Source organism: Deinococcus aestuarii, from assembly GCF_018863415.1.
Lineage (GTDB): Bacteria > Deinococcota > Deinococci > Deinococcales > Deinococcaceae > Deinococcus > Deinococcus aestuarii.
The window spans coordinates 67,065-80,356 of record NZ_JAHKSN010000010.1 but is presented as its reverse complement, the minus strand read 5'-3'; the positions used below and the strand labels follow the sequence as shown (position 1 = coordinate 80,356).

Here is a 13,292-nt window from a genome sequence, read left to right as displayed (position 1 = left end):
GTCTGGCGGGGTGGGGGGACGGAGGGGCCTCGCCACCCCGCCGGCTTCCGGTCCCCTACGCCGTGATCGCCAGGGACCCGTTCCCGCGCGCCGTCTCGGGGGCGGCGTCCGGTGTGCGGACCCGGCGGCGAACCCCCTCGGCGTACTCGGCGAGTTCGGTCAGGAGGTCACGCACATCGGCGCGCAGGAGGAACTGCCCGCCCGGCAGCGGCGTGAGGGCCAGGAAGGGAGCGCGGGTGAGGGTGTCGAGGATGCTGCTCAGCTCGGCGGTGTTCACCCCGCTGCCGAGCTTCTCGGCGAGGCGGGCGCTGCTCACGACGCTGTGGGCCGGGCAGCCCGCCAGGGTGAGGAGCACGAAGGAAAAGGCCCCGCGCTGGGCGAGGTGCGCCCCCACAAGTTCGGACACGCTCGCCGCCGTCTCCAGGTCGAGGTTCCCGGCCTTCCAGTACCCGCGCAGGTCGATGGGCGAGAGCGGCGCGAGCCGCGCGTGCTCGATCAGGGCGCCGAGCGCCTCGCGGGTCAGGCGCGGCAGGCCCTGGGGCCGCTCGCCCTCCCCGGTCACGAGCGCCGTGTGCTCCGCCCCCTGCCCCCAGGCGGGCGAGCGCGTGGCGGCCTCGTCCAGGGCGACGTGCACCGTGTACCCGTGCGCGCCGAGGTCGGCGCGCAGCCGCGCGATTCCCGGTGCCGGGAAGTCCAGGCGGTAGCCCGTCAGCCGCGCGAACTCCGCGAGCTGACCCTCCACGCTGCTCGGCGCCGGGCGCGACAGGTTGACCTCCGGCCGCGCGCCCGTCCGGGAGCGTGGCGCCTGCGCGGCCGTCTCGGCGGGCACCGGCTGAAGGGGCGCGGCGGCCTGCCCCGGGCCGAGCGGCGCCGGGGCGGTGGCGGCGGGCGCGGGGCTCTCGGCAGCGGACGTGGGCCGCACGGTCGCGCCGGGCTGCGCCGAGGTCGTCTCCTGACCCTCGGGCCTGGGGTGCTCCAGCCTCACCTCGCGGACGTGGGGCGTGGCCGACACGACGACGCGGCGGGGTTCGGGGGCCTTGGGCGCCGTGCGGGCGGGCGGGGGCGGGGCGGCGTGCGGCTTGACGGTGGCCTCGACCTGGAAGCGGCCGGGGGCCAGCGGGGTGATCGTCAGCACGTCGTTCACCCCGAGGTTCAGGTCGTGGAAGAGCTTGCCCAGACCCCAGACGCGGCCCTGGGCGCGGTCGATCTGCACCGTGTGCTCGGTGCCCCGGTCGTCCACGAACTGCGCCGGGCCACTGTCCGGAAAGGTGGGCTGGAGGTATTTGACCAGTCGCAGGCTGCCCTCTTGCAGGCAGGGCCGGGTGATGATGTAGCGCACAGGGTTCACGCGGAGAGTCCTCCATTTCGCGGGCGCCCCGCAGCAGACGCGGGAAACGCAGGGGTTCAAGTGTGTTCAAAGTAGCAGACGCGGCTGTCGCCGTGGCCGCAAAGGACGCCTGTTGGCAGGGACGAGACTCCTGCTCCCCCATCATGCCCTTTTTGGAGAGGGCCGATGAGCTTCACCGTCCGGTCACGTCGGCCAACTCCGCCCTTCACGCTGCCTACACTGCCCCTCATGACGGCATCCGACTCCCAGGCGGCCACCCTCGACCTCGTGCGGCGCTACTACGCGGCCTTCAACGCGGGGAACGCGGAGGGAATGCTCGCCCTGCTGGCGGACGACGTGCGGCACGACGTCAACGAGGGGGGGACCCAGACCGGCGTGGACGCCTTCCGCGCCTTCCTGAACCGGATGGACGCCCACTACCGCGAGCGGGCCGAGGAGCTGGTGGTGATGGCGACCCCGGACGGCACGCGCGCCGCCGCCGAGTTCGTGATCCACGGCGAGTACCTGAAGACCGACGCGGACCTGCCGGAGGCGCGCGGCCAGACCTACGTGCTGCCCGTGGGCGCCTTCTTCGAGGTGCGGGGGGGCCGCATCGCCCGCGTGACGAACCTCTACAACCTCGCCGACTGGTCCCGGCAGGTGAGCGGGGGCGGAGGGGCGTGACGGACCCGCCCACCGTCCGCCCCGCCACCGGGGACGAGCTGCGCGCCTGCATCCCCGATCTCGCCCGGCTGCGGCAGGAGGTCTTCCGCGCCTTCCCCTACCTCTACGAGGGCAGCGCGGAGTACGAGGAGGGCTACTTGCGGACGTACCTGGGCGCCCCCGGCGCCCTGGTCGTCCTCGCCCGCGACGGCGAGCGGGTGGTGGGGGCGAGCACGGCGGTGCCCCTGACCCGGGAGACGCCGGAGGTGCGCGCCCCCTTCCGGGCCCCCGAGTTCGACCCCGGCGACGTGCTGTACCTCGGCGAGAGCGTGCTGCTGCCCGGGTACCGGGGGCGCGGGGTGGGCCACCGCTTCTTCGACGAGCGCGAGGCCCACGCCCGGCGCCTGGGCCTGGGGGTCGCGGCCTTCTGCGCGGTGCGGCGGCCGGAGGACCACCCCGCCCGGCCGCCGGGGTACCGCCCGCTGGACGCCTTCTGGCAGGCGCGCGGCTACACCGAGCGCCCCGACCTGGAGACGACGATGACCTGGCGGGACGTGGGCGAAGGGAGGGAGACCCCCAAACCGATGCGTTTCTGGATCAGGCGACTGGGCTGAGACAGGGCTGGGCTGATCTCGGGGCGCCTACGCCTTCTGCGGCCCCTTCCACCCGTGCGCGCGCACGGCGTCCACCGCGAACCACACGGCCACCGCGCCCCACAGCAGGGCGGGGAGCCATTTCGCCGCCAGCCCGTAGTGCACGGCGGGGGCGGCGCACACGAGCGCGAGGACGACGCTGAGCACAAACACGATGTGGGGGGGCACGCGGCGACCGAACATGGCGCCCAGCGTACCCCCCGCCCTGTCACGCGGTTCTGTCTCTTCGCCCGGCGGGTCGGGCTCGGTCCAGGCGAAGACGGCGGTGGGAAGGGCCGGGACAAAGAGGATGGCCCCGAGCGAGAGGCTTATCCAGGCCATCCTCGTGGCGGGCGTCGGCAGGTGGTGTTGGATCGCCAGCAGGAAATACAACGCCGCGAGCAGGAAGAGGGCGCCCAGGAGACGGGACGCCGTGATGTGCGCCTGGGAGAGCCGCTGCCCCTGCCGCTCGTCCAGTCCACGCTCACGGCCTTCCGGGAGACCCAGGCGGGCGGGCCTCATCAGCTGGACGCCGCCGAGGAAGGCCAGCACCATCCCTCCCACCCCGAACAGGAGCAGCAGGATGTCCGGCAGGCCGAACAGGCTGTCGGGCGCCACGGTCAGCAGGGACAGGGCATAGCCCCCGAACGCGGTCAGCACGACCCGGCGGCGGGCAGCGAGGGGCGCGAGGGGGCGGAGCCGGGGCAGGGTCGCGTTCATGCTGGACCTCCGTAGACTTGCTCGCTGAGCGGCGTGAAGGGCGTGCGCGAAAAGATCGCCTCGATGGGCAGCCCGAAATACTCGCCCAGCCTCAGCGCGAGGTCCAGGCTGGGGTGGTACTCCCCGCGCTCCAGATACCCGATGGTCTGGTAGTTCACCCCCACCGCCGCCGCGAGGTCCTGCCGACTCAGCCCCCGCTCGGCGCGCAGCACCGGCAGCCGGTTGAACAGCGGCGGGGGAGAGGGACGACCTGCCGCCTTGGCGACCATGCCACGCATTGTTGTATTCCTACAACAGAAAGTCAGGAAGTTGCGGCGGCGAGGGGGCGCGTGCCCGGCGTTGAGGCCCGGTTCCCGCCTGCCCCCGAGCCTCCCGCCCCGCCTGGGCGCCGCCGAACGCGGTATCCCTGACCATCTCCCGCCTGCCCGGTATGACAGGATTCGGGCCGGATGCCGGATTTCGACGTGATCGTGATGGGCGCGGGCCACAATGCCCTGGTGACCGCCGCCTACGCCGCCAAGGCGGGGCTGCGGGTGGGGGTGTTCGAGCGGCGCCACCTCGTGGGCGGGGCGGTGAGCACGGAAGAACTCGTGCCCGGCTACCGCTTCGACTACGGCGGCAGCGCCCACATCCTGATCCGCATGACGCCCGTCGTGCGCGAGCTGGAGCTGACCCGCCACGGCCTGCACTACCTCGAGGTGGACCCGATGTTCCACGCCTCGGACGGCGAGACGCCCTGGTTCGTGTGGCGTGACGCCGACCGCACCGCCCGGGAGCTGGAGGCCCTCTTTCCCGGGCAGGGCGAGGCGTACCGCCGCTTTCTGGACGACTGGACTCCGTTTGCCCGAAGTGTCGCCGCCCTCTTCAACGCGGCCCCCGGTCCCCTGGAGATGGGGAAGATGCTGGTGGGAAGCGGGCGGGGCCGTGACGCTCAGACGCAACTGAGGCGCATCCTGCGGCCCTACGGGGACGTGGCGCGCGAGTATTTCTCCGAGGAGCGGGTCCGCGCCCCCCTCGTCTGGATGGCGGCCCAGAGCGGCCCCCCGCCGAGCGATCCCCTCAGCGCCCCCTTCCTGCTGTGGCACCCCCTCTACCACGAGGGCGGCGTGGCGCGGCCGAAGGGGGGATCGGGGGGGCTGACGAAGGCCCTGCGGCGGGCGGTCGAGGCGGACGGGGGCGAGGTCTTCGTGAACGCGCCCGTGAAACGCCTCCTCGTCAGGGACGGGAAGGCGCAGGGCATCGAGCTGGAGAACGGCGAGACCTACACCGCCCGCGCCGTCGTGTCGGGCACCCACGTCCTGACGACGGCAGACGCGCTGCCCGACGAGTACGTGCCCCCCGCCGCGCGGGGTGGCCGGGTGGGCAACGGGTTCGGGATGATCCTGCGCCTCGCCCTCAGCGAAAAAGTCCGGTACAGAAACCACACCGAGCCCGAGAGCCGGGTGGGCCTGGGCCTCCTGATCAAGGACGAGCGCCAACTGATGAAGGGCTACGGCGAATATCTGGCGGGGGAGCCGACGACCGATCCCCCGCTGGTCGCCATGAGTTTTTCCGCCGTGGACGACAGCCTCGCGCCCCCCGGCGGCGACGTGCTGTGGCTGTGGGCGCAGTATTACCCCTACGAGCTGGCCTCGGGAAGCTGGGAGACGCGCGCGGCGCAGGCGCGGGAGAACATCCTGCGGGCGTTCGAGCACTACGCGCCGGGCACGCGGGACACCATCGTGGGCGAACTCGTGCAGACGCCGCAGTGGCTCGAGACCAACCTCGGGCTGCACCGGGGCAACGTGATGCACCTGGAGATGAGCTTCGACCAGATGTTCGCCTTCCGCCCCTGGATGGCGGCGAGCGGGTACCGCTGGCCCGGCGTGAAGGGCCTGTACCTGACCGGGGCCAGCACCCACCCCGGAGGCGGCATCATGGGCGCGTCCGGGCGCAACGCGGCGCGCGTGCTGCTGCGCGACCTGACGCGGCGGGGGTGGAAGTGAGCGGCACAGGTGGGCGTATCGGGGCGGGCGTCGCGGTCCTGCGGGGCGGCGAGGTCCTGCTGGTGCGGCGCGGCGACGACGGGCGCTGGGACGTGCCCGGGGGCGGGGCCAGAGCGGGCGAGACACCCGCGGACGCGGCGCGGCGGGAACTGCGCGAGGAGACGGGCCTGGATGTGGGCCCCCTGCGCCCGGTCGGCGTCTTTCCGCACCGCCACAGCTACCCGGACGGCAACACCGTGGACTGGGAAACCCACGTCTTCACCGCCGCCTTCACGGGTGGGGAGGCGCGGGCTGGAGACGACGCGGCGGAGGTGCGCTGGTGGCCGCTGGACGCCCTGCCCGATGACGTGGCTGGAACGACCCGTGTCTATTTCGACGCGCTGCGGGAGGTGGCGGGTTGACCCTGCGCTTCTCTCCCGCCACGCGGCGGGCTGGCCTTGCCCTCGCCGCGCTGGGGGTGGCTTTTCTGGGGGCGCTGCTGGTGCTGCGGGGTCTCGCGGGGGGCTGGACCCTGATCCTCCTCGGGCTGCCCGCCTCGCTGGGGCTGGGGCTGGCGGGGGACGCGCTGGGGGGCGACTTCCCCGGCACGCTGCGGGCGCGCTGGGCGGCCCTGGCCGGGCAGACGCGGCCCTGGATGCTGTGGCTGGCCCTCTACGCCGCCCTGAAGGTGCCCGTGCCGCTGTGGCCGGAGGGCTTTTCTCTGCTCGCGCTGCTCAGCACGGGCGCTCTCTTCGTCTCGGCGCTCGCCTACGCCTGGGAGCGGGCGGGGGCGCGGCGGGCCCTGGGGATGGCGGTGCTCGCCTCCTCGGTAGGGCTGGGCGTCGAGTTGCTCGGCAGCCGCACGGGCTTTCCCTTCGGCGTCTATACCTATGCGGGTGCCCCGGCGCCGACGCTCCTCAGCGTGCCCCTGATCGTGCCGCTCGGCTGGTTCGCCCTGACGCTGGCGACCACGCTCCTCGCGGGGGGGCGCGCGTGGCTGGCCGGAGTCCTGATGGTGGCCTGGGACGTGGGGCTGGAGCCGCTGATGACCGCGCAGGGGTACTGGACGTGGAGCGATCCGGCGCCGCTGTGGGCGGGGGCCCCCCTCCAGAACTTCCTGGGGTGGTGGGCGGTGGGATCGGGGCTGAGCTGGGCCTTCACGCGGATCAGCCCGGGGACGTTCGGACCGGGGCGGCGGGCCCGGAATCTACCCATGCAGGAACGGGCGGTGCGGGTGTCTTTCAAGGTGGAGCCCGTGACTGTGGAACGCGTCATCCAGCCCCAGCCCGACCTCTCCCGCCTGACCTTCGGGGTCGCGTATCCGGTCGAGACCTTCTTCCTGCCGGGTGGGCTCGTGCTCGTCGGGCGGTACCTGGAGGCGGGGGTGACCCTGGCGGCGATGCTGGCGGGGCTGGCCCTGGCGCGGGCCGTACGCGGAGGGCGGGCGTGAGCTTCGACCCGGTGACGGCCCTGCTGAACACGAGCGTTCGCCGCAGCGTCCACACCGACCTGCGGGGGGTCTGGGTGCGCGGTCCCCTGCCCGGGGGAGGCGCCGTACTCGCCCCCAATCACCACTCCTGGTGGGACGGGTACGTGTTGCGCGAGGTGACCTGGGTGCTGGGGCTGGACTTCCGGGTGCTGATGACGGAGGGACAGCTCGCGCGCTTCCCCTTCCTGCGGCGGCTGGGGGCGCTCGGCACGCGCGACCTGCGGGAGGCGGTGCGCGCGGCGCGGGCGGGTGCCTGGGTGGTCGTCTTTCCGGAGGGGGCCCTCCAGCCCGCCGGGCCACCCCGGGGCGTGCAACCGGGCGCGGCCTGGATTGCCCGGACGGCGGGCGTGCCCCTGGTGCCCGTCGCCCTGCGGGTCACGCTGCGGGGCGCCCAGCATCCCGAGGCCTACGCGCGCTTCGGCCGGGCGGTGGCGGGGGCTGGGCTGGGAGAGGCCCTGACCCACGAACTGACCACCCTCGACGCGGAGTTGCGGGAGAGTGACCCCGAGGCGCCGCTCGCGGGCTACCTGCGCCTCTCGGGGGGGCGGGGCAGCGCGCAAGAACGCCTGGACCTGCCGGGCCGCGCCCTGGCGTGGCTGACGGGGGAACGGTGAGGCCCGGCCCCCTGCGGGCCTACCGCGAGGTCACGCGGGGCTTTTTCACCTACAAGGCGGTGGTGTTTTTCCTCAACGTGCTGACCTTCCCCCGGCTGCGGCCGCGCCCCCTGCCCCCGGGCGGCCCGCGCGTGTCCATCCTGGTGCCCGCCCGCGACGAGGCACACAACCTCGTCCACACGCTGCCGGGGCTGCTCGACCAGGGCGCGCACGAGGTGCTCGTGCTCGACGACGGCAGCCGCGACGGCACCGGGGAGCTGGCGCGGCGGCTGTGCGCCGGGGTGCCGGGCGCGCGGGTGCTGTGCGGGAGGCCGCTGCCGACGGGGTGGCACGGCAAGCCGTGGGCCTGCCAGCAGCTCGCGCGGGCGGCGACGGGCGACGTGCTGATCTTCACCGACGCGGACGTGCGCTGGGAGCCGGGGGCGCTGGGGGCCGTGCTGCACGAGCTGGGGAGATCGGGCGCCGACCTCCTGAGCGTGTGGCCCCGCCAGCGCAATGTGACGCTGGGGGAGCGGCTGATCACGCCCCTGGTGGAGGTCGTGCTGCTGACCTTTCTGCCCGCGCCGGGACTCAGGCTGCCCTTTCCGGCGGCAAGTGCGGCGAACGGGCAGCTCATGGCCTTTCGCCGCGCGGCCTACGAGCGGGTGGGCGGGCACGGCCTCGTGCGGGGCGAGGTGCTGGAGGACGTCTTGTTCGGGCAGCGCCTCAAGGCGCGCGGCGGGCGGCTGGCCCTCGCGCTCGCGGGGCGGCTCGTCGAGGTGAGGATGTACCGCAGCTACCCGGCCTCGGTGGCGGGCTTCGGCAAGAACGTCTCCCGGGTGCATCTGCGCTCGCGCCCGCTGCTCGCCGCCTCGCTCGCGTGGCACCTCGCCGTGTACACGCTGCCGTGGCTGCTGCCCGCCCGGCGGGCCCGCTGGCTCTGGGCCCTGCGCGCCGCCGGGCTGGTCGAGCGTTCCCTGGTCAACCTCGTCACCGGGCGCCGCCGCCCCGCCGACCTCGCCGAGGGACTGCTCGGCCCGGTCACGCCGCTGCTCGCCCTCCCCGTGTACCTGCGCGGCCTGCGCCGTCAGGTGGACTGGAAGGGCCGGGAGTACGAGCCGTGAGGGGGAACCGGGGCGCCCCTCCCCCCTCCCCCGGCCACGTCGTCGTGCTCGGGGCGGGCTTCGCGGGCCTCGCGGCGGCGCTGCGGCTGGCGCGGGAGGGGGTGCGGGTCACGGTTCTGGATCACCTCGACCGCCCCGGCGGCAAGGCGGCGCTGGGCTACGAGGATTTTTCCAGCGGGCCGACGGTGGTCACCATGCCCCAGGTCTTCCGCGCCCTGCACGAGCGGACCGGGCTGACCCTCCCGCCGCTCGACCCCGCGCGCCCCACCACGACCTACCACGCCCTGGACGGACGGACCTTCGCCCCGGAGGCGCTGCATGTGGCGGGGAGCCTGGAGCCCACCCTCGCGCAACTCGGCCGGGAGGAGGGCCGGGAGTACGTCCGGCTCCTGGGAACCGCCCGCCGCATCTACCAGGGCGCCGCGCCCACCTTCCTCTTCGCGTCTCCTCCCGGCCGCTTGAAGCTGGCACGTTACGCCGTCACGCGCGGACTCGGTGCCGCCCCCTGGTCCAGCCTCGCCCGCCTGGTGGAGAGCGGTCCCTTCCTGACCCCCTTCTGGCTGCGTTTCGCCACCTACCTGGGCGCCGACCCCTACCGCGCGCCCGCCGTGCTGCACAACGTCTCCTGGGTCGAACTCGGCTCCGGCGTGTGGCACCTGGAGGGGGGGCTGGGGGCGCTCGCGGTCCGGATGCGGGAGCGGGCGGAGGCGCTGGGGGTGCGCTTCGAGTTCGGCACGCGGGTGGAGCATCTGGTGACACAGGGAGGCCGGGTGGTCGCCGCGCACACCGGCCGGGGCGTCCACACCGCTGATGCCTGGGTGAGCGCCGCCGACCGGGCCCTCACCCGGGGCTGGCTCGGTCTGCCGGAGGACCGCACCCCGCGCGGGGTGAGCGGCTTCGCGCTGCAACTGCGCCTCTCGGAGGACCGGGGCCACGCCCACCACATCCTCTGGCCCGCCGAGTATGCCCGCGAGTGGCGCGACATCCGCGCCGGGCGGCTGCCCACCGACCCCACCCTCTACCTGCACCTCGACGGCGACCGGGCCTTCCTCCTCGTGAACGCGCCGCCCGACCCGGGAGTGACAGACGACCCGCGCGGCTACGGCGCCTTCCTGCTGCGGGGGCTCCAGGCCCGCCTGCCCCTGCCGGTGACGGACTGGCACGCCCTCTCGCCCGCCGAATACGCGCGAACCTCCCTGCGCGGCGCCCTGTACGGCCGCGCCCCCCACGGGCTGACGGGCAGCCTGCGCCCCGGCTGGACGCATCCCGGCGCGAGCAACCTCGTGCAGGTCGGCGGCACCGTCCATCCCGGCGGCGGCGTGCCCCTCTCCATGCTGAGCGGCTGGAACGGGGCGGGCGGGCTGCTGGGCCTGCCCTACGACAGCCTGGATGGCCCCCGGGTGCCGGGGGAGGGCGAGACGTGGGACGGGACGCAGACGCCCCCGGGCTAGACGCGGCCCGCCCGGACCGTTCCTTTTGCCCAACTTCGCGCGGCTGTGCCCGTGCCAGAATGCGCCCCGTGCCGAACCCGACCGCGCCGAAAATTTCCCCGACCGATCCGGGGGTGCGCGGTCTGGACGCCCTCCCCGAGCCGCCCGCCCGCCCCGGGGACGGGCACCTGCGCGACTGGGCCCTGGCACCCCTCGGGCTGGTCGAGGAGGGCGCGCGGCGGGCGAGGGCACAGGGCTCGGACCTCTTCCGCCTGCGCCTGGGCCTGCCTGCGGTGGTGGGCTTCGGCCCCGCCTGGAACCGCCGACTGCTGGGGGACCTCGCCACCTTTCGCAGCGCGGGCAGCTTCTCGCGGGTGGTGCCGTACCTCTCGGGCGGCGTGATCCTGACCGACGCGCCCGGCCACGGCCCCCGGCGGCGGGCGGTCAACCCCGGCTTCGGGCGGCGGCACCTGGAGGGGCTGCGTGCCCGCGTGCGCTCGGCCCTTCCCCCCATTCCGGCGGGGGAGTTCGACGCCCTGACCTGGGCCGACCGCGCCGTGCTGGGGATGCTCAACGCCGCGTACTTCGGCGGGGCGTTCGATTCCGGGCTGCTCCACGCCTTTCTCGCCCCGTTGCGGCTGCCCTTTCCCCTGCCCACCGTGCCGCGCCCGCTCCTCTTCGCGCGGGTGAATGCCGAGCTGCGCCGCCTCGCCGACCGCAGGCTCGTCCGGGGGGGCGGGGACGACCTGCTCGCCCTCCTCGCGCCGCTGCCCGGCGGGCTGGAGGAGACGCGGGTGAGCCTCGCCGCCGCGCACGACACGACCACCCACGCCCTCGCCTGGGCGATGTGGCACCTCGCCGCCCACCCGCAGTGGCACGCGCCGGAACACCACCCCGCCGTCCTGAGGGAGACCCTGCGCCTCTTCCCCCCCGGCTGGATGGGCAGCCGCCGCCTCGCCCGCGACCTGACCTGGGGGGGCGTGCGATTGCCGCGCGGCACCCTGGCCCTCTACAGCCCCTACCTCAGCGCCCGCGACCCGGGGCTGTGGGACCGCCCGGGCGAATTCCGCCCGTGCCGCTGGCAGGCCCCGCCCCCCGCCTGGGCGTACCTCCCGTTCGGCGGCGGCGAGCGGGTGTGCCTGGGGATGCACCTCGCGCAGCTCCTGATCCTGGAGGCGCTGGCCGCCCTGCCGCCCCTGGTCCCCCTGCGCGGCGACCCCACCCCCCGCCCCGGCGTGACCCTGGGGCCGACCGGGCCGCTGGTGGTCCGGGTTGCAATCTGAGGGGGTTTCTGTTTCAGATGGGAAGGGACGGAGGACCCCATGAACAAACCGCTGCTGCTCGCCGCCGCCGTCCTCGCCCTGGCCTCCTGCGCCCCGCGCTACAACCCCTACGCGCCCAAGCCGGACGCCGAACTCTCCTGCCAGGAGATTCTGGCCGAGATCGACCGTGCCCAGAGCGCCCGCGCGGAGGCGGGCCGCAACCGCGGGCTCAGCGGGCAGAACGTCGCGTGGGCGATCTTCTTCCTGCCGGGCGTGCTCGCCAACGAGTACACCAACGATCAGGTCCAGCAGGCCGCCGACCAGCGCATCGCCACCCTCAACCGCCTCTACGCCGCCAAGGGGTGCAGCTAGGAGCCGCCGGGCGCCGGGGTCGGCCCCGGCCGGAAGGGCGCCCCCCCGTGGGCGCTTTTTTCCATTCCTCCCCGCATTTGTCCCCCCACCGGGCCGTTAGCCTGTCGGCATGACCGTTGCCGTGCCCCCCACCCCGCCCGCCCGCGCCTTCGTGTCCCTGATCGGGGCGGGGCCGGGCGATCCGGGGCTGGTCACCGTGCGCGGGGTGGAGGCGCTTCAGAAAGCGGACGTGGTGCTCTTCGACTACCTCGCCAACCCCGAGCTGCTGCGCCACTGCCCGGGGGCCGAGACGATCTACGTGGGCAAGAAGGGCTTTTCCGAGTACATCTCCCAGGAGCAGATCAACGGGCTGATCGTGGAGAAGGCGCGGGAAGGCGGCGGACGCCGGGTGGCCCGCCTCAAGGGCGGCGACGTGTTCGTCTTCGGGCGCGGCGGCGAGGAGGCCGAGGCGTGCGCGCTCGCGGGCATCGCCTTCGAGGTCGTGCCCGGCGTGACGAGCGCCATCGCCGCCCCCGCCTACGCGGGAATTCCGGTGACCCACCGCGAGGCGGCCCGCTCCTTTGCCGTCCTCACGGGCAACACGAAGGAGGGCGGCGCCCACTACGAGCGGCTCTCCGGGGTGGACACCCTCGTCCTCTTGATGGGCGTGCGGAATCTGGAGCAGATCAGCGCCGACCTGATCGCCTCGGGCCGCGCGCCGGAGACCCCCGCCGCGACCATCCAGTGGGGGACCACCCCCCAGCAGCGGGTGGCGACGGGCACGCTCGCCACCATCGCGCGGGCGGTGCGCGAGGCCGGGCTGGAGGCCCCCGCCGTCACGGTCGTGGGGGAGGTCGCCCGGCTGCGGGACCATCTGCGCTGGTTCGACGTGGGACCGGGCTTCGGCGGTCCCCTCGCGGGCCGCAGCGTCGCCGTGACCCGCACCCGCGACGGGGCGAGCGTCCTCTCGGACCTCCTGCGTGCCCGGGGCGCCTCGGTGCTGGAGGTCCCCCTGATCCGCTTCGCGGAGACCGCCCGCGAGGCCGAGTTGCACGCCCGGCTGCGCGACCTGACGGGGGTGGCGTGGCTGCTCCTCACGAGCAACCAGGCCGCGTCGGCCCTCTTCACCCACCTGGGCCGCCTGGGACTGGACGCCCGGCACCTCGCGGGGGTGCGGGTGGCGGCGGTCGGCCCCAGCACCGCCCGGTCGCTGGCCGAACGCGGGCTGCGCGCCGACTTCGTGCCCGCCACCCCCGGCGCCGCGCACCTCGGTGCGGAGCTGCCCGCTCACCCCGGCGAAGTCGCCCTGCACCTCACCAGCCAGGTCGCGGAGGCCGATCTGGAGCGCGAGCTGGAGGCACGCGGCCTGCGCTACGAGCGCGCGGAGCTCTACCGCACCGAGCCCGCCCGGCCCGGCGAGCACGCGATGAACCGCCTGCGGGCCGCCGACGTGGTGACCCTCGCCTCGGGGAGCGCGGCCCGGCACCTCGCCGCCCTCGCCGGGACCGACCTCGCCGTCGCCGCGATGGGTCCCCAGACCGCCGACGCCGCTCGCCGGGCGGGCTTCACCCGCGTCACCGTCGCCGAGGCCCCCACCCTGGAGGCCCTGGCGAACGCCGCCGGGCGGGCGGTGGCGGGCCGCCCGCTGGCGGCGGGAGGAGAGGCCTGAGGGCCGCTCCCGGGAGGACGGGAAGCGGATGGAAATGCCGTCCACATCGCGTTTCTTACCGTTCGGTC

14 protein-coding genes are annotated in these 13,292 nt (G+C 74.6%); 11 read left to right on the top strand and 3 right to left on the bottom strand.

The features are described 5' to 3' along the window. Positions 1 to 55: 55 nt before the first annotated feature. Complete coding sequence (locus tag IC605_RS13250; RefSeq protein WP_425514226.1) at positions 56 to 1,348, bottom strand: hypothetical protein; 1,293 nt, start codon at positions 1,346 to 1,348, stop codon at positions 56 to 58. A 228-nt stretch (positions 1,349 to 1,576) separates the two neighbouring features. Here IC605_RS13250 and IC605_RS13245 point away from each other — a divergent pair, with 228 nt between their 5' ends. Beyond that, entirely contained in the window at positions 1,577 to 2,011 is a 435-nt protein-coding gene (locus tag IC605_RS13245; RefSeq protein WP_216324720.1) for a ketosteroid isomerase-related protein, read from the top strand. Further along, on the top strand, positions 2,008 to 2,604 hold the full coding sequence (locus tag IC605_RS13240) for a GNAT family N-acetyltransferase (protein WP_216324718.1): 597 nt from the start codon (positions 2,008 to 2,010) through the stop codon (positions 2,602 to 2,604). Before IC605_RS13245 ends, IC605_RS13240 begins: the two co-directional genes overlap by 4 nt. 27 nt (positions 2,605 to 2,631) lie before the next feature. Here the strand turns inward: IC605_RS13240 and IC605_RS24675 are convergent, their stop codons facing one another. Continuing rightward, positions 2,632 to 3,342, bottom strand: coding sequence for a hypothetical protein (locus tag IC605_RS24675; RefSeq protein ID WP_246580804.1), 711 nt, complete (start codon positions 3,340 to 3,342; stop codon positions 2,632 to 2,634). Next, a complete protein-coding gene (locus IC605_RS13230) occupies positions 3,339 to 3,611 on the bottom strand; it encodes a helix-turn-helix transcriptional regulator (protein WP_216324715.1) in 273 nt (90 codons plus the stop codon). The genes IC605_RS24675 and IC605_RS13230 overlap by 4 nt, the downstream gene beginning before the upstream one ends. A gap of 180 nt (positions 3,612 to 3,791) precedes the next feature. On the opposite strand from IC605_RS13230, the gene IC605_RS13225 reads away from it, so the two are divergent. The 9 genes from IC605_RS13225 to cobA all read left to right on the top strand — a co-directional run bounded on the left by IC605_RS13225 (position 3,792) and on the right by cobA (position 13,224). Beyond that, positions 3,792 to 5,327 carry a phytoene desaturase family protein gene (locus IC605_RS13225; protein ID WP_216324713.1) on the top strand — a complete coding sequence of 512 codons (1,536 nt, stop codon included), beginning with the start codon at positions 3,792 to 3,794 and terminating at the stop codon, positions 5,325 to 5,327. Further along, positions 5,324 to 5,728, top strand: a complete 405-nt coding sequence (locus tag IC605_RS13220; RefSeq protein ID WP_343216613.1) for an NUDIX domain-containing protein — start codon at positions 5,324 to 5,326, stop codon at positions 5,726 to 5,728. The genes IC605_RS13225 and IC605_RS13220 overlap by 4 nt, the downstream gene beginning before the upstream one ends. Continuing rightward, the gene (locus IC605_RS13215; RefSeq protein ID WP_281416277.1) at positions 5,725 to 6,756 is read left to right on the top strand and encodes a carotenoid biosynthesis protein; all 1,032 of its coding nucleotides are present in this window, start codon (positions 5,725 to 5,727) and stop codon (positions 6,754 to 6,756) included. Before IC605_RS13220 ends, IC605_RS13215 begins: the two co-directional genes overlap by 4 nt. After that, positions 6,753 to 7,409, top strand: coding sequence for a lysophospholipid acyltransferase family protein (locus IC605_RS13210; RefSeq protein ID WP_343216612.1), 657 nt, complete (start codon positions 6,753 to 6,755; stop codon positions 7,407 to 7,409). Before IC605_RS13215 ends, IC605_RS13210 begins: the two co-directional genes overlap by 4 nt. Further along, positions 7,406 to 8,512 carry a glycosyltransferase family 2 protein gene (locus tag IC605_RS13205; RefSeq protein WP_425514225.1) on the top strand — a complete coding sequence of 369 codons (1,107 nt, stop codon included), beginning with the start codon at positions 7,406 to 7,408 and terminating at the stop codon, positions 8,510 to 8,512. The genes IC605_RS13210 and IC605_RS13205 overlap by 4 nt, the downstream gene beginning before the upstream one ends. Beyond that, positions 8,509 to 9,963, top strand: coding sequence for a phytoene desaturase family protein (locus IC605_RS13200; RefSeq protein WP_343216611.1), 1,455 nt, complete (start codon positions 8,509 to 8,511; stop codon positions 9,961 to 9,963). The genes IC605_RS13205 and IC605_RS13200 overlap by 4 nt, the downstream gene beginning before the upstream one ends. A 113-nt stretch (positions 9,964 to 10,076) precedes the next feature. Next, positions 10,077 to 11,225 (top strand): cytochrome P450, encoded by a 1,149-nt coding sequence (locus IC605_RS13195; RefSeq protein WP_343216617.1) that lies wholly within the window; start codon positions 10,077 to 10,079, stop codon positions 11,223 to 11,225. Positions 11,226 to 11,264: 39 nt separating this feature from the next. Further along, the gene (locus IC605_RS13190) at positions 11,265 to 11,576 is read left to right on the top strand and encodes a hypothetical protein (RefSeq protein WP_216324709.1); all 312 of its coding nucleotides are present in this window, start codon (positions 11,265 to 11,267) and stop codon (positions 11,574 to 11,576) included. A gap of 109 nt (positions 11,577 to 11,685) precedes the next feature. Further along, complete coding sequence (cobA, locus tag IC605_RS13185; RefSeq protein ID WP_216324704.1) at positions 11,686 to 13,224, top strand: uroporphyrinogen-III C-methyltransferase; 1,539 nt, start codon at positions 11,686 to 11,688, stop codon at positions 13,222 to 13,224. Positions 13,225 to 13,292 lie beyond the last annotated feature (68 nt).